Annotated in this window: 13 protein-coding genes; 12 read left to right on the top strand and 1 reads right to left on the bottom strand. The window is 63.5% G+C overall.

The features are described from left to right. Nucleotides 1-3: 3 nt before the first annotated feature. The 8 genes from murD to lpxC all read left to right on the top strand — a co-directional run bounded on the left by murD (nt 4) and on the right by lpxC (nt 9,799). A complete protein-coding gene (murD, locus tag DOM56_RS14700) occupies nt 4-1,422 on the top strand; it encodes a UDP-N-acetylmuramoyl-L-alanine--D-glutamate ligase (protein WP_110709843.1) in 1,419 nt (472 codons plus the stop codon). Next, nucleotides 1,416-2,627: a putative lipid II flippase FtsW gene (gene ftsW, locus DOM56_RS14705; RefSeq protein ID WP_232822317.1), complete on the top strand. Its 1,212-nt coding sequence runs from the start codon at nt 1,416-1,418 to the stop codon at nt 2,625-2,627. Before murD ends, ftsW begins: the two co-directional genes overlap by 7 nt. After that, the gene (gene murG, locus DOM56_RS14710; protein WP_110709844.1) at nt 2,624-3,709 is read left to right on the top strand and encodes an undecaprenyldiphospho-muramoylpentapeptide beta-N-acetylglucosaminyltransferase; all 1,086 of its coding nucleotides are present in this window, start codon (nt 2,624-2,626) and stop codon (nt 3,707-3,709) included. Before ftsW ends, murG begins: the two co-directional genes overlap by 4 nt. 34 nt (nt 3,710-3,743) lie before the next feature. Further along, a complete protein-coding gene (gene murC, locus DOM56_RS14715; RefSeq protein WP_110709856.1) occupies nt 3,744-5,153 on the top strand; it encodes a UDP-N-acetylmuramate--L-alanine ligase in 1,410 nt (469 codons plus the stop codon). Between the two features lie 88 nt (nt 5,154-5,241). Then, nucleotides 5,242-5,961, top strand: coding sequence for a cell division protein FtsQ/DivIB (locus tag DOM56_RS14720; RefSeq protein WP_110709857.1), 720 nt, complete (start codon nt 5,242-5,244; stop codon nt 5,959-5,961). Between the two features lie 340 nt (nt 5,962-6,301). Beyond that, entirely contained in the window at nt 6,302-7,573 is a 1,272-nt protein-coding gene (gene ftsA, locus DOM56_RS14725) for a cell division protein FtsA (protein WP_110602373.1), read from the top strand. Nucleotides 7,574-7,603: 30 nt separating this feature from the next. Further along, nucleotides 7,604-8,773, top strand: a complete 1,170-nt coding sequence (gene ftsZ / locus DOM56_RS14730) for a cell division protein FtsZ (protein WP_110709845.1) — start codon at nt 7,604-7,606, stop codon at nt 8,771-8,773. Between the two features lie 114 nt (nt 8,774-8,887). Next, the gene (lpxC, locus tag DOM56_RS14735; RefSeq protein ID WP_110602376.1) at nt 8,888-9,799 is read left to right on the top strand and encodes a UDP-3-O-acyl-N-acetylglucosamine deacetylase; all 912 of its coding nucleotides are present in this window, start codon (nt 8,888-8,890) and stop codon (nt 9,797-9,799) included. A gap of 133 nt (nt 9,800-9,932) precedes the next feature. Here the strand turns inward: lpxC and DOM56_RS14740 are convergent, their stop codons facing one another. Continuing rightward, nucleotides 9,933-10,334, bottom strand: coding sequence for a DciA family protein (locus tag DOM56_RS14740; protein ID WP_348627119.1), 402 nt, complete (start codon nt 10,332-10,334; stop codon nt 9,933-9,935). A gap of 146 nt (nt 10,335-10,480) precedes the next feature. Between DOM56_RS14740 and DOM56_RS14745 the strand changes: the two genes are divergently transcribed. The 4 genes from DOM56_RS14745 to DOM56_RS14760 all read left to right on the top strand — a co-directional run bounded on the left by DOM56_RS14745 (nt 10,481) and on the right by DOM56_RS14760 (nt 15,952). Next, nucleotides 10,481-10,828, top strand: a complete 348-nt coding sequence (locus DOM56_RS14745) for a hypothetical protein (RefSeq protein WP_110709847.1) — start codon at nt 10,481-10,483, stop codon at nt 10,826-10,828. Between the two features lie 87 nt (nt 10,829-10,915). Next, nucleotides 10,916-13,663 carry a preprotein translocase subunit SecA gene (gene secA, locus DOM56_RS14750; protein WP_110602381.1) on the top strand — a complete coding sequence of 916 codons (2,748 nt, stop codon included), beginning with the start codon at nt 10,916-10,918 and terminating at the stop codon, nt 13,661-13,663. A 48-nt stretch (nt 13,664-13,711) separates the two neighbouring features. Next, entirely contained in the window at nt 13,712-14,920 is a 1,209-nt protein-coding gene (gene argJ / locus DOM56_RS14755) for a bifunctional glutamate N-acetyltransferase/amino-acid acetyltransferase ArgJ (RefSeq protein ID WP_110709848.1), read from the top strand. A gap of 78 nt (nt 14,921-14,998) precedes the next feature. Next, on the top strand, nt 14,999-15,952 hold the full coding sequence (locus tag DOM56_RS14760) for a Nudix family hydrolase (RefSeq protein ID WP_110709849.1): 954 nt from the start codon (nt 14,999-15,001) through the stop codon (nt 15,950-15,952). Nucleotides 15,953-16,032 lie beyond the last annotated feature (80 nt).

The following is a 16,032-nucleotide window of genomic DNA, read 5'->3' on the forward strand; positions in this document are numbered from 1 at the left end:
GCCATGACCGATCCGCTCTCTGTCGACCCGGCTGGCTCTGCTCCGGGAGCCCCTTCCACCGCGGGGAGGCCGGCGACCCTGGTGGTCGGGCTGGGGATCTCCGGTCGTGCGATTGCCCGATTCCTGGCTCGCCGTGGCGAGCGATTCATGGTCGCCGATACCCGCGCCGCGCCGCCGGGACTCGAGACTTTCCGTGCAGCCCATCCGGCGGTCGAGCTTCACCTGGGTAGCCTCGAGTCGCTGGACCTGGAGGCATTCGCCGAAATCGTCGTCAGTCCCGGCGTCGATCTCGAGCGTGCCGGCCTGGATGCCGTCCGGGATCGTGTCGTCGGTGAGATCTCTCTCTTCGCACGGCACTGCGAGGCGCCGATCGTCGCTATCACCGGCTCGAATGCCAAGTCGACCGTGACCACACTGGTGGGCGAGATGGCGCGGCAGGCGGGCAGGCGCGTCGCCGTCGGTGGCAATCTCGGGGATGCCGCGCTGGATCTGCTGATCGATCACCAGGATGCAGAGCTGTTCGTGCTGGAGCTGTCGAGCTTTCAACTGGAAACGCTCGCCGGATTGGGGGCGGCCTGCGCGGCGTTTCTGAATCTCTCGGCGGATCATCTCGATCGCCATGGCGACATGGCTGGCTACCGCCGGGCCAAGGCGCGGATCTTCGAGGGCGCCGCGCATGCCGTCGTCAACGCGGATGATGCAGCCACCTGGCCGGAACAGGCGTCGTTGAACTGCGAGCGTTTCACCACGCATTCTCCCAATGACGGCGAGTGGGGGATCTCGGCGGTGGCGGGCGAGGCCGACGAGTGGCTTTGCCACGGCCGCGAGCCGCTGATGCCGGTCGGCGAATTGCGTCTGGCGGGGCGTCACAACCAGGCCAATGCGCTGGCAGCGATGGCGATCGGGCATGTCATCGGGATCTCCCGGGAGGTGATGCGGAGCGTCCTTTCCCGTTTCGCCGGCCTGCCGCACCGTGGCGAGATCGTCGCCGAGCGCAATGGGGTGTGCTGGATCAACGACTCCAAAGGCACTAACGTGGGCGCGACCCTGGCGGCGATCGCCGGCGTCGGGCAGACGCTGACCGGCAAGCTGGTCTGGTTGGGCGGTGGGGTCGGCAAGGGCGCCGACTTCACGCCGCTGGCCGAACCGTTGGCACAATATGCGCGGGAAGCGATCGTCTTCGGTCAGGATGCGTCGCAATTGGCGGCCGCGCTCGAACCGCAAGTCGCCATCTGGCGGGTCGGTACGCTGGCAGAAGCCATGCGGCGCGCAGCGGCGATCGCCGAGCCGGGGGACTGCGTACTGCTGTCGCCCGCCTGCGCGAGTCTCGACCAGTTCCCCAACTACCTGGCGCGCGGCGAGGCGTTCCGTGCCCTGCTGGATCAAGGACCGCTCGGAAAAGGGCAGGAAGCTGCATGCTGAAGGCCATGATGAAGACGTCCCAGGCGCGATTGACCACCAAGCATCAGTCGTTCGACGGCTGGCTGCTGCTGGCGACGCTGTCGTTGATGCTGATCGGCTGGGTGATGGTGACCTCGGCATCTACCGAGATCGCCGCGAGCCTGACCGGCAACCCTTACTATTTCAGTATTCGTCACGGCATCTTCGTTCTCGCCGCGATCGGTGTCGGCCTCATCGCCGTGCGCCTGCCACTGGACTGGTGGCGGCAGAAAGGCCCGGTGATGTTGATCGTGGCGCTGTTGCTGCTGTTCGTCGTGCTGATCGTCGGCCGTGAAATCAACGGCAGCCGGCGCTGGATTCCGCTCGGCATCATCAATATCCAGGCCTCGGAAGTCGCCAAGCTGTGCCTGATCGTCTATATCGCCGGCTATCTGGAGCGTTACCTGCCGGACGTGCGTCGCACCTGGGGCGCCTTCATGCGGCCGCTGGCGGTGATGGCGCTGATTGGCTTCCTGCTGATCCTCGAGCCGGACTATGGCGCCGTCGTCGTGTTGACCGGCTGCGTCATGGGCATGTTGCTGCTCTCCGGCGCGCCGCTGTGGCGATTTCTGCTGATTCTGGCCGTGGTGGGGTCGGGTGCCGTCATGCTGGCGGTGGCGGAACCTTATCGTTTGCAGCGTATCACCAGCTTTGCCAACCCCTGGGCGGATCAGTACAACACAGGCTATCAGCTGACCCAGGCGCTGATCGCCTTCGGGCGGGGGCACTGGTTCGGTCTGGGGCTGGGTAACAGTGTCCAGAAACTGTTCTACCTGCCGGAGGCTCACACCGACTTCGTGTTTGCCGTACTGGCCGAGGAGCTGGGTCTGTTCGGGGCCATGGCGGTGATCCTGCTTTTCGCCCTGCTGGTCTTTCGAGCTTTCAGGATCGGGCGCAAGGCGGAATTGATCGGTATCCCGTTCGCGGCCTACCTGTGTTACGGCATTGCGTTGGTCATCGGCGCCCAGGCATTCATCAACATCTCCGTGAGCTCGGGTATGTTGCCGACGAAAGGGTTGACGCTGCCACTCCTGAGTTACGGCGGGTCGAGTCTCATCATCAGCGGCGTCATGATGGCCATCCTGTTTCGCGTCGACGCGGAGGTCAGGCGGCTGCAGCGCCGAGCGGAGCCGAAGGGCGGGCCCGATGCACAGACAGGCCCCCAGGCCGAGGAGTCGACCTCATGAGTGCTGCACGGCGCGTTCTGATCATGGCGGGCGGTACCGGTGGGCACGTCGTGCCCGCGCTCTCGCTGGCCAGGGCCTTGCGTGAGCGTGGAGTGACGGTCGAGTGGCTGGGGAGCCCCCGAGGCATCGAGAATCGTCTCGTTCCCGCCGCCGACATCCCGTTGCATCGCATTGCGGTTTCGGGGTTGCGAGGCAATGGCCTGAGTGGCTGGCTGGCGATCCCGTGGCGGTTGAGCCGCGCGATCTGGCAGGCCCGGCGGGTGATACAGCGCTTCGACCCGCAGCTCGTCGTCGGACTTGGCGGTTTCGCCAGTGGCCCTGGAGGCCTGGCTGCGCGTCTGAGCGGGAAGCCGCTGGTGGTGCACGAGCAGAACGCCATTGCCGGATTGACCAATCGATCCTTGGCGCATCTGGCGACGCGGGTCTACGCCGCCTTCCCTGGTGCCTTCCCGTCGGCCAAGGCCGAGGTGGTCGGCAACCCGGTGCGCGACGACATCGCACAGCTGGGGGAGACGCCCCGGACGGACGAGCAGATGGCCGACCGGCCGTTGCGACTGCTGGTCCTGGGTGGGTCCCTCGGGGCACAGTCCCTCAACCAGAAGCTACCCGTCGCGTTGGCGGGGCTGGATCCCGCACGGCGCCCGCAGGTTCGTCATCAGGCAGGGCGCGACAAGGATGACGTGACGCGGGAGGCTTATCGAGCGGCGGGCGTCGAGGCCGAGGTGAGCGCTTTCATCGACGACATGGCTGTCGCCTACGACTGGGCGGACGTCATCGTCTGTCGAGCCGGCGCCTTGACCATCGCCGAACTCTCCGCGGCGGCCAAGCCCGCCTTGCTGGTGCCGTTCCCGCACGCCGTCGATGATCACCAGACCCATAACGCGCGTCACCTCGTCGAAGCCGGTGGCGCGGAATTGATACAGCAGGCCGAGCTCACCCCTGAACGCTTACAGGCGGTGCTCGAGTCACTTTTGCAGCCTGTCGTGCTGGCGAGAATGGCGGTTCAGGCACGTCGGGTTGCCCACCTCGATGCCGTCGAGCGCCTGGTAGACGGCTGCATGGAGATCGGTTTTGAGCGATAGCATTCAGACGCGTCCGGCGCGATCGCATCTCGGCATGCGACGCATCCGAGGCATCCATTTCGTCGGGATCGGTGGGGCTGGAATGTGCGGCATCGCCGAGGTGCTGGCCAACGAAGGCTACGAAGTCAGTGGCAGTGATCTGAGGGAGTCGGCGGTCACCCACCATCTGCGCGACTGTGGTATCCGTGTCGCCATCGGCCATGCGGCGGTCAACGCCGAAGGTGCCAACGTGATCGTGGTATCCACGGCGGTCGACCCGACCAACCCCGAAATCCAGTGGGCGCGCGAGCACCGCGTGCCGGTGGTGCGTCGTGCCGAGATGCTCGCCGAGCTAATGCGCTTCCGTCACGGTATCGCCGTTGCCGGCACCCACGGCAAGACCACCACCACGAGCCTATTGTCGACGCTGTTCGCCGAGGCGGGGCTCGACCCGACGTTCGTCATCGGCGGCAAGCTGACCAGTGCGGGAACCAACGCCCGCCTGGGCGCTGGGGACTTTCTCGTCGCCGAGGCCGACGAGTCCGATGCTTCGTTCCTGCACCTGCAGCCGATGACGGCGATCGTGACGAATATCGACGCCGACCATATGGCGACTTACGACGGCGATTTTTCCCGGTTGAAGACGACCTTCATCGAATTCCTGCACAATCTGCCTTTCTACGGTCGAGCCGTGCTCTGCCTCGACGATGACAACGTACGGGAATTGCTGCCGCAGGTTCAGCGCCAATTCGTCACTTACGGGTTCAGCGAAGACGCCGATTATCGTATTCGGGACTTCGAACAGACCGCTGATACCATCCGGTTCGTCGCCGAACGTCCCGCCGATTTCGCGGCGCTGGCCATCACCCTGTCGATGCCGGGCACCCATAACGCCCTGAACGCGCTCGCGGCGATCGCGGTGGCCACCGACGCCGGTGTCGGCGACGACGATATCGTCAGGGGCCTTGCCTCGTTCGGCGGGGTCGGTCGCCGTTTCCAGGTCCACGGTCACTATCCGTTGCCGCAGGGCGGCGAGGTGATGCTGGTAGACGATTACGGCCACCACCCGCGCGAAGTCGAGATGGTGATTCGCGCCGTTCGTGCCGGCTGGCCGCAGTGTCGGCTGGTAATGATCTATCAGCCCCATCGCTATACCCGCACGCGAGACCTTTACGAAGACTTCGTCAGGGTGCTTTCCGGTGTCGATACCCTGTTGCTGCTCGACGTGTACAGCGCCGGCGAGGCACCGATTCCCGGCGCGGAAGGAAAGATGTTGGCGGGCTCGATTCGCCAGCGTGGTCAGGTCGATCCGTTATTCATCGAGGAAAAGTCGGCGTTGCCGGGGATCCTCGCACGCGTGCTGCGCCCTGGCGACATCCTGATCACCCAGGGGGCCGGTGATATCGGCGGTATTGCCCAAGGGCTCGCGCATTGTGCGCTCAAGCTCGACGAGGTGGTCCTTTGAGGCTAATGGTCTTGCCGGAAGAGAGCGGATGCGTCATGGCGCGACCGAAGCGTTTCGAGCGGTGCGGGGCCTCGGCAGGGCGGGCGTCATGAACTCCAGCGCGCGGGGCACGCTACTCGGGATACTCATGATCGTCGTCCTCATCGGTGCCGGCGGCAGGGCATTGTGGTTGTGGCTGGACAAGCCGATCGCCCGGGTTTCGATCAGCGGTGACCTGAACTATGTCAGTGCCGCTTATTTGCAAAAAGAGCTGGCACCTCTGGTACGCGGCCATACCTGGCTCTCCCTCTCCTTGAGCGACCTGCGCACCGAAGCGCGCAAGATTGGCTGGTTGCGGGAAGTCACCGTCTCTCGCGAGTGGCCCAACACCCTACGCTTCGTGCTTTACGAGCAGGATCCCGTTGCGCGCTGGAACGACGAGCTGTTGCTGAATAACCGTGGGCAGCCGTTCTCGCCGGGGCCGGTCAGCGATCTTGGGCGTCGTCTTCCCGATCTCGGTGGGCCCGATGGGACGGGGCGCGAAGTCCTTGGTTACTACGACTCCCTGCGTCGTACCCTTTCCGACCTTGGCCTTTCGATCACGCAGTTGAGGCTCGAGCCACGCGGTGCCTGGCGCTTTCAGATCAATGATGGTGTCTGGGTTATTCTCGGCCGGACGGACTTGGACGCGCGATTGGCTCGTTTTATTGCCGCATGGAAACGACAGTTGGGACAGGAGGCGTCGCAGATACGCTACATCGATCTTCGTTATCCCAATGGCGTCTCGGTGGCGAGGCACGGCGAAACGGCCACCGACTCCAACCACTAGGCCGGTGTCATCCGGATCTGGAAGTCGCGCTGGATCCCGCGGCTGGCGCCGCTTCCGGCATCGCGATCTGAGAAGATGAGGGTGCTGCGATCGGTGGCTTCTTACCCTCCGGGCTGTGTGCTTAACACCTGCTATCGCCGAAGGGCCGCTGTTTTCACACCGGGTTAATAGCGGCCACACTCCTTCCTTATTTCCCTTTTAAAGAAAAAGGGCTTAATGTGGCTTTTGTTTCAGCAATGGGCTGGTGAAAAGGGTCGTCTTGTTCCTATAATAAGCACGAATCTTTGTTGGCCCATTTTTATCCGGTTTATCGGTGAAGTTTGAGGAGCGACCCCGACCTATGGCAGGACAATCCAACGCTTCCAATATGGTGGTCGGGCTGGATATCGGAACATCCAAGGTGGTCGCCATCGTGGGGCAACCCACCGATGATGGCGGGTTGGAAATTGCCGGGATTGGTTCACACCCCTCGCGTGGCATGAAAAAGGGTGTCGTGATCAATATCGAATCAACCGTTCAGTCGATTCAGCGCGCCGTGGAAGAAGCCGAGCTGATGGCAGGCTGCGACATCCATTCGGTCTACGTCGGTATCGCTGGCAGCCACATCAGTTCCATGAATTCCGATGGCGTCGTGGCGATCAAGGAGCGGGAAGTCGCGCCTGCCGACATCGATCGTGTCATCGATTCCGCCCGTGCACGTGCCATTTCCGAAGGGCAGCGCGTGCTGCACGTGATTCCCCAGGAGTTCGCCATCGATACCCAGGAGGGTATTCGCGAGCCGTTGGGGATGTCTGGCGTTCGCCTCGAAGCTCGCGTTCACCTGGTGACTGCCGCGATGAACGCCGTCCAGAACATCGAGAAGTGCGTTCGCCGCTGTGGCCTGGAAGTGGATGACATCATTCTCGAACAGCTGGCCTCCAGCCACGCGGTGCTGACCGAGGACGAGCGGGAGCTCGGCGTGTGCATGGTCGATATCGGTGGCGGGACGACCGATATCGCCGTCTTTACCGAGGGCGCCATTCGGCACACCGCCGTGATTCCGATCGCCGGCGATCAGGTGACCAACGATATTGCCATGGCGCTTCGCACGCCGACTCAGTACGCCGAGGACATCAAGGTCAAATACGCCTGTGCGCTGACGCAATTGGCGAGCAGCGACGAAATGATCAAGGTCCCAAGCGTTGGTGACCGGCCGGCTCGAGATCTCTCCCGGCAGGCTCTGGCGGAAGTCGTGGAACCACGTTATGAAGAGCTCTTCACGCTGGTGCGCGAAGAGCTTCGTCGCAGTGGCTACGAAGATCTCGTGGCGGCTGGGATCGTATTGACGGGGGGCACCTCTCGAATGGAGGGGGTGGTCGAGCTGGCGGAAGAGATATTCCACATGCCGGTCCGCATCGCTTGCCCATACAACGTCCGTGGCTTGGCGGATGTGGTACGCAACCCGATTTATTCGACGGGGGTAGGTTTGCTACTCTACGGAATGAAAGACGCCAAGCACTCTCGCGCAGTATCAGCCCAGCCTCTAAGGGAAGACTCACTTCCCCGGCGCGCAACCAGGGATGAGGTTTCGACGCTGGAGCGACTCAAAGGCTGGTTTAAAGGAAATTTCTGACAGGCCGCAAGCGGTCTTGGAGACGGGGCAATGTTCGAACTAGTAGATAACGCACCTTCTAGTAGTGCAGTCATCAAAGTCATCGGTGTCGGCGGCGGCGGCGGCAACGCCGTCAACCACATGGTCGAGAGTAACATCGAAGGCGTCGAGTTCATCTGCGCCAACACCGATGCCCAGGCGCTCAAGCGCGTGGCGGCCAAGACCGTTCTTCAACTGGGTGGCGAGATCACCAAGGGCCTGGGGGCCGGGGCAAACCCCGAAGTTGGCCGCCAGGCAGCCATGGAGGATCGTGACCGCATCGCCGAGATGCTCCAGGGCGCGGACATGATCTTCATCACTGCCGGCATGGGCGGCGGCACCGGTACCGGTGGAGCTCCCGTGGTCGCTCAGGTGGCCAAGGAACTCGGCATTCTGACCGTCGCCGTCGTCACTCGTCCGTTCCCGTTCGAAGGGCCGAAGCGCATGCGTGCGGCCGAAGAGGGGATGAAGGAACTTTCCGAGTACGTCGATTCGCTGATCACCATCCCCAACGAAAAGCTGCTGTCGGTGCTGGGCAAGAATGCCAGCCTGCTGACGGCTTTCAGTGCCGCCAACGATGTGTTGCTGGGTGCGGTTCAGGGTATCGCCGAGCTGATCACCAGCCCGGGTATCATCAACGTCGACTTCGCCGACGTACGCACGGTGATGTCCGAGATGGGTATGGCGATGATGGGGACCGGTGCCGCGACGGGTGAAAATCGCGCCCGGGAAGCCGCTGAGAAAGCCATTCGCAGCCCGCTTCTCGAAGACATCGATCTGCACGGTGCGCGAGGCATTCTGGTCAACATCACTGCTGGCCCGGATCTCTCCATCGGTGAATTCAACGATGTGGGCGCGACCGTTCAGGAGTTCGCTTCTCAGGACGCCACCATCGTGGTGGGTACCGCCATCGATATGGAGATGTCCGACGAACTGCGGGTGACCGTCGTCGCTGCGGGACTGGATGCCCAGAAGGAGAAGGCCGTTCCCCGTGAAACGGCGGCTTCGCGTCCAGAGACGACCGATTATCGCAAGCTTCAGCAGCCGGCCGTCATGCGTCAGCAGGCCGCGCGCGCGGAGCAAGAGGCCGCCGCGAAGAAGTCGCAGCAGGAGAAGCGCAAGACGTCGGATATGGACGACTATCTCGACATCCCGGCCTTCCTGCGTCGTCAGGCGGATTAATAGACTAATTGACTGCCCATCATCATTTTGTCACATCGATATGGTTGGTGGGCCAGTGGTTTGGTGTTATAGTGAACACCGTTTCCAAACCATTTGACTGTCAGGTCGATGCCCATGATCAAACAACGAACGCTGCAGAACACGATCCGCGCCACTGGCGTAGGCCTCCATTCCGGAGAAAAAGTGTATCTGACACTGCGTCCCGCGGCGCCCAATACGGGCATCGTCTTCGTGCGCACCGACCTCGACCCGATGGTGCATATCCCGGCACACGCCGAAAGCGTCACTGATACCAATCTCTGCACTGCGCTGTCCAAGGATGGCGTCAAAGTCGCCACGGTCGAGCATCTGATGTCGGCATTCGCTGGCCTGGGTATCGACAACGCCTACGTTGAATTGAGCGCCCCCGAAGTGCCGATCATGGACGGCAGCGCCGGTCCGTTCGTCTTTCTGATCCAGTCGGCAGGTATCGCCGAACAGTCGGCGCCGAAGCAGTTCATCCGTATCAAGCGCGAAGTGACCGTCAACGACGATGGCAAGCAGGCGACGTTTCTGCCCCACGACGGATTCAAGGTCAGTTTCGCGATCGATTTCGATCACCCCGTCTTCGAGCAGCAGAAGCAGACCGCGACGGTCGATTTCTCCACGACTTCCTTCGTCAAGGAGGTGTCGCGAGCGCGCACGTTCGGTTTCATGCGCGATCTAGAGTTTCTGCGCTCGCAGAACCTGGCGCTGGGGGGCAGTCTCGACAACGCCATCGTCGTCGACGACTACCGCATCGTGAACCAGGACGGCCTTCGTTACGACGATGAGTTCGTCAAGCACAAGATGCTCGATGCGATCGGCGACCTATATCAGCTCGGCTACAGCCTGATTGGTGAGTTTCGGGGCTACAAGTCCGGCCATGGGCTCAATAATCAGCTCTGCCGTGAGTTGCTGGCCCACCCGGAGGCTTACGAGATCGTGACTTTCGAGGAAACCTCGCAATCGGCGCCGATCTCCTACGCCGCCCCAGCCATGGCTTGAGCCTTCCCGAAAGCTTAGGCTCTTGTCGCTGAATTAGACGCCGACCCCAGGGTCGGCGTCTTCGTTTGTAGACGGCGAATGCTTCGGTGCCTGGTCAGTCAGCGCGATGGCGGGGATGGGCGTGCGCTCCGGTTCAGGTCGCGGAGTCGTCGTTCGATTCCGGTGCGATCTGGGCGTGTGAGGCCAGGCGATTCAGCGAGCGCTTTAGCGGAGAGTCTTCCAGGCCCTCCGCGCAGTGGGACAGGGCGTCGGCGCCGGCCGGAGACAGTCGACGCGTCTGCCGTGGTAGCGCCTTGACCGGCCGGATCGGGCGCACCTTCAGCGAGAATTTCATGACGGCCTCGAAGCCGGGCAGTTGATGCAGCAACGCCAGCAGGCGAGGCTGTTCGTAACGCAGCCACGTCAACCAGGCGGCGCGGTCGGTGATCAGCGTCAGCACGCCGTTGCGGTAGCCGCCGACATAGAGATGCTCGGCCACGTCCGGTGGGAGTTGCCGTCTCAGGTGGTTCTGGGCGCGTTCGATCAACGTCGCCATGCGCATCACGTCGCCCAATCCCCCCGGTTGCTCAAGGAGTCGGGAAACGGGCTGGGCTCGTAAACGCTTAGCCTTTATACTCATCGGCTTGCACGCGGTGGGGAAAGACCCGCTAAACCTATCACGGCGCGGAGTTCGTCGACAGCATGACTTCGGTCAAAGCGCAGTCCGGTCAGCGTGGCGCCATCTGGCGCCCCCGGCAGCGAGCCCATTGGTGGCTGGCCAGTGTGCTGGTCGGCTGCCTGCTGCCTGCGGGCTTGATGCATGCCGAGGCGATGCGGCTGGCCGAGCGTCTGACGCAAGTCTACCTGATGGCCCCGGAGGCCATTCGGGCCGAGTCCCGGCGGGTCGCGCGCATCGCCGCCAAGCGGCCCCTGCATCCGCGCACCGTGGCCCCCTTGCCGCAGCCGAAGCGAGCCCACCTCGAACCCCTGGTTGTCCCCAGCGCCGCCCTGGACGTCCTGTCCCGCCGAGGCCCGCCCGTGCCTGCCTGATGACCGCTATCGCTATCTCATCATCACCGGCAGCCGGTGCCGACTTCGTCGTCGCATGGCTGCCTCAGGGGCACGCAGGAATAGATCATGTTGAATGCAATACTACACAAGCTGGTCGGGTCCAAGAACGACCGCGACGTCAAGCGCATGCGCAAGCAGGTGGCGGCGATCAACGAGCTGGAAGCCCAGTTCGAAGCGCTCGATGACACGGCACTCAAGGCCAAGACCGCCGAGTTTCGCCGACGCCTGGCCGATGGCGAGAAACACGAATCCCTGCTGCCGGAAGCGTTTGCTACCGTCCGCGAGGCGAGCAAGCGCGTCCTCGGCATGCGTCATTTCGATGTCCAGATGGTTGGCGGCATGGCGCTGCACGAGGGCCGGATTGCCGAGATGAAGACCGGTGAGGGCAAGACACTGGTCGGGACATTGTCGGTCTACTTCAACGCGCTGCTGGAGAAAGGCGTGCATGTGGTCACGGTCAACGACTATCTGGCCAGCCGCGACGCCAACTGGATGCGCCCGCTCTACGAATTCCTCGGCCTGAGTGTCGGGGTCATCGCCTCCGGCCAGCCGAACGAGGAAAAGAAGCAGGCTTATGCCTGCGATATCACCTACGGGACCAACAACGAGTACGGCTTCGACTATCTGCGCGACAACATGGCCTTCTCGCTGCAGGACAAGGTCCAGCGACCGCTCCACTACGCGATCATCGACGAGGTCGACTCGATCCTGATCGATGAAGCGCGCACGCCGCTGATCATCTCCGGCCCGGTGGAGGAGAACGTCGAGCTCTACCGCACGATTCACGCGCTCTCCAAGCAGCTCAATCAGTGTACCGACGAAGAGGACCCGACCACCGGCGATTTCCTGATCGACGAGAAGCAGAAGCAGGTGGAGTTGACCGAAGAGGGTCACCAGCAGGTCGAGCAGCTGATGCGGGAGGCGGGCCTGCTCAAGTCGGAAGACTCGCTTTACGCCGTCCAGAATCTCGGGCTGCTGCAGCATATCCATTCGGCGCTGCGGGCTCGTTGCCTCTACCATCGCGATGTCGACTACATCGTCTCGGACGGCAACGTGGTGATCGTCGACGAGCACACCGGTCGTACCATGCCCGGGCGCCGCTGGTCGGAAGGTCTGCATCAGGCGGTGGAGGCCAAGGAGGGGGTGACGATCCAGCGCGAGAGTCAGACGCTGGCATCCACCACCTTCCAGAACTATTTCCGCCTCTACGAGAAACTGGCCGGGATGACCGGTACTGCCGATACCGAGGCCTTCGAGTTCAACCATATCTACGGGCTCGACGTGCTGGTGATCCCCACCAACCGTCCGTTGGCGCGCCAGGATCTGAACGATCTGGTCTATCTGAGCGCCGAGGAGAAGTACGCCGCGATCATCGAGGACGTCAACACCCAGCGCGAGGCCAAGCGGCCGGTGCTGGTGGGTACCGCGTCCATCGAGACCTCGGAGTATCTCTCCAAGCTGATGCAGGCGAAGCAGATTCCTCACAATGTTCTCAACGCCAAGCAGCACGACAGCGAGGCCGAGATCATCGCTCAGGCGGGTCGCCCCGGTGCCGTCACGCTGGCCACTAACATGGCGGGCCGTGGCACCGATATCGTGCTCGGCGGCAACTGGGAAGCGGAAGTCGCCAGGCTCGAGGACCCCAGCGAGGCGCAGATCGAATCGATCAAGGCTGAGTGGCAGCAACGTCATGATGCCGTGCTCGAGGCCGGTGGCCTCCACGTGATCGGCTCCGAGCGGCACGAATCTCGGCGGATCGACAACCAGCTGCGTGGCCGCGCCGGGCGTCAGGGAGATCCGGGCTCGACGCGGTTCTTCCTGTCGCTGGAAGACAGTCTCATGCGGCTGTTCGGTTCCGACCGGGTGCAACGCCTGATGGGCGCGCTCGGGCTCGAGGAGGGCGAAGCCATCGAGCACAAGATGGTCTCCAACGCGGTCGAGCGGGCGCAGAAGAAGGTCGAAGGTCGCAACTTCGACATCCGCAAGCAGCTGCTGGAGTACGACGACGTCTCCAACGACCAGCGCCGGGTCATCTACGAGCAGCGGGACGACATCCTCGCCGCCGACGAGATCTCCGACAATGTCGCCAGCATCCGCGACGAAGTGCTCGAGCAGACGATCTCCGACTACGTGCCGCCGCAGAGCCTGCCTGAGCAGTGGGAACTGGCGGGGCTGCAGGATCAGCTCAAGCAGGAGTTCAATATCGACCTGCCGCTGGTGCAGTGGGCGGAAGAGGACGACAACTTCAACGAGGAGGTGCTGCGCCAGCGCCTGCTGGACCAGCATCGGGGGCAGTATCGCGCCAAGGTCGACGCGATCGGTGTCGACATGATGCAGCGCTTCGAGAAGCAGGTCATGCTGCAGGTGCTGGATACGCGCTGGAAGGAGCATCTGCAGTCGATGGATCACCTGCGTCGGGGTATCCACCTGCGCGGCTACGCCCAGAAGAACCCGAAGCAGGAGTACAAGCGCGAAGCCTTCGAGCTGTTTCAGTCCCTGCTCTACAACATCAAGCATGACGTCACCCGCATCCTGAGCCACGTGCAGGTGCGTCGCCAGGAAGAGGTCGAGGACCTGGAGCGTCAGCGTCGCGAAGCGCTCGAGCGGGAGAAAGCGGCCAGTCAGTCCGTCCACGAGGACGCGGTCGCCGCTGCCCAGCAGACGGCCGAAGGGGCGGAAGCGGAAACCGAAGCCGCGCCGGCCGAGGATGGTGCCCAGCCGGTTCGCCGCGAAGGCCCGAAAGTCGGACGCAACGATCCTTGCCCGTGCGGTTCCGGCAAGAAGTACAAGCAGTGCCATGGTGCGCTGAGCTGAGAATGGCCAAGGGCACGGGCAGGGTCCGTGCTCGCCGAGGAGAATGGAATGGCCGTAGGTAAATCACAGTTTCCCTGGATGCCGGCGCTCGAGGGTGTGCGCCTGGGAACCGCGATGGCGGGTATCAAGAAGCCGAACCGGCGCGATCTGGTCGTGATCGAGGTGCCCGAGGGCGCCTCCGTCGCTGCCACGTTCACCCGCAACGCATTCTGCGCCGCACCCGTGCACGTCGCTCGGGATCACCTGCAGCAGGCGACGCCACGTTTCCTGCTGATCAATACCGGCAATGCCAATGCGGGCACCGGCGCGAAGGGGCTTGACGATGCCGAGGCTTGCTGCCGCGCCCTGGCGGCGCTGACCGGCGTCGAGAGCCAGCACGTGCTGCCGTTCTCGACCGGGGTGATCGGAGAGCCGCTGCCAGTGAGTCGGATCACGGACGCGCTGTCCACCGCCTTGGCCGCGCGGGATGCCGAGGGCTGGGCGCTCGCCGCCGAGGGCATCATGACCACCGACACCCGCATCAAGGGTGCGTCGGCCCAGGTCGAGCTCGGCGGTGGCACGGTCACCATCAACGGCATCAGCAAGGGCTCCGGCATGATCCAGCCCAACATGGCGACCATGCTCGGGTTCGTCGCCTGCGATGCGGCGATCGATCAGGAGCGGCTCCAGCAGTGGCTGCGCGAAGCGGTGCAGGTCTCCTTCAACTCGATCACCGTCGATTCGGACACCTCCACCAACGACGCTTGCACCCTGATCGCCACCGGTCGCGGTCCGCGCGTCGAGTCGGCCGACGATGAGCGCCGGTTCCGCGACACGCTGACATCGGTGCTCGTCGAGCTGGCGCAGGCGATCATCCGCGATGGAGAGGGGGCGACCAAGTTCGTCACGCTGCAGGTCGAGCAGGCGGAGAGCGTCGACGAGGCGCGGGCGGTGGCGTTTACGGTCGCCCATTCGCCGCTGGTCAAGACCGCGCTCTACGCGAGCGATGCCAACTGGGGCCGAATCCTGGCTGCCGTCGGGCGTGCGCCGGTGAAGGATCTGGACGTCGAGCGCGTTGTCATCGATCTCGGTGGCGAACGCCTGGTTGAGCATGGTGGTCGCGCCGACAGCTACACGGAAGAGGCAGGGAGTCGGGTGATGGCGCAGGAAGAGATCGTTATCCGCATTCGCCTCGGTCGCGGCGACGCCAGCGCCACGATCTGGACATCGGACCTGTCCCACGATTACGTATCGATCAACGCGGATTACCGCAGTTGAACGCTTTCTGACGGAGAGCGCTATCCCGAAGCCGGATATCGCCGTCAAACACTGAAGTGGTGCGAGAGACTTAGCAAGATGATCAAGAGACGGGTCCATGTAGCGGCTGCCGCCGTCATCCGAGGTGACGGACGAGTGCTGATTGCCAGGCGTCCGGCGACGGTCGACCAGGGCGGTCTGTGGGAATTCCCGGGGGGCAAGCTGGCTCCCTACGAAACCGGCTTCGAAGCGCTCAAGCGAGAGCTGAGTGAAGAGCTCGGTATCCAGATCCTGCGCGCCCAGCCGCTGATTCGCGTGCATCACGAATACGCCGACAAGCATATCCTGCTGGATGTCTGGCAGGTGCGCGAGTACGAAGGCGACCCGTACGGCAGAGAAGGGCAACCGGTGCGCTGGGTCGAGGTCGACGATCTGACCAGCTACGCCTTTCCGGCGGCCAATTTGCCGATTCTGCGCGCGGTGGCGCTGCCCCAGGAGTATCTCATCACCGCCGAGGAGGCGGACGACGCTGTCTTTCTCGACCGGCTCGAGCGTGCTTTGAAGGAGGACAACATCCGGCTGGTGCAGTTGCGCGCCAAGGGTCTGGATGACGCTGCCTACCAGGCCCGCGCCGAGAAGACACTGGCGCTCTGCCATCGCCATGGCGCCAAGTTGCTGCTCAACGCCGATCCCGAGTGGCTGCAGCGGGTCGATGCCGACGGTATCCATCTGACCAGTGCCAGGCTGATGGAGCTCAAGCGGCGCCCGGTTCCCAGCGATAAGTGGCTGGGCGCGTCGACGCATGGTGAGGAACAACTGACCCAGGCCGGGCAGATCGACTGCGACTTCGTCACCCTCTCGCCGCTGGCACCGACCCCGTCGCACCCGGAGGCGGTGACGATCGGATGGCACGATTTCCAGCAGATGGTGGAGATGGCGGCGATGCCGGTCTTCGCACTGGGCGGGATGACGCGTCACCATGCGAACCAGGCACGGGCCGTCGGGGCCCAGGGTATCGCGTCGATTCGCGATTTCTGGCGTAACGATTCCTGAGCCACGAGCCACGAGCCACGAGCCACGAGCCACGAGCCACGAGCCACGAGCTACGAGCCAAAAATGAGGACGCCGCACCC

The sequence above is a fragment of the Salinicola sp. CR57 genome, from assembly GCF_003206585.1.
In the GTDB taxonomy this organism is placed as follows: domain Bacteria; phylum Pseudomonadota; class Gammaproteobacteria; order Pseudomonadales; family Halomonadaceae; genus Salinicola; species Salinicola lusitanus.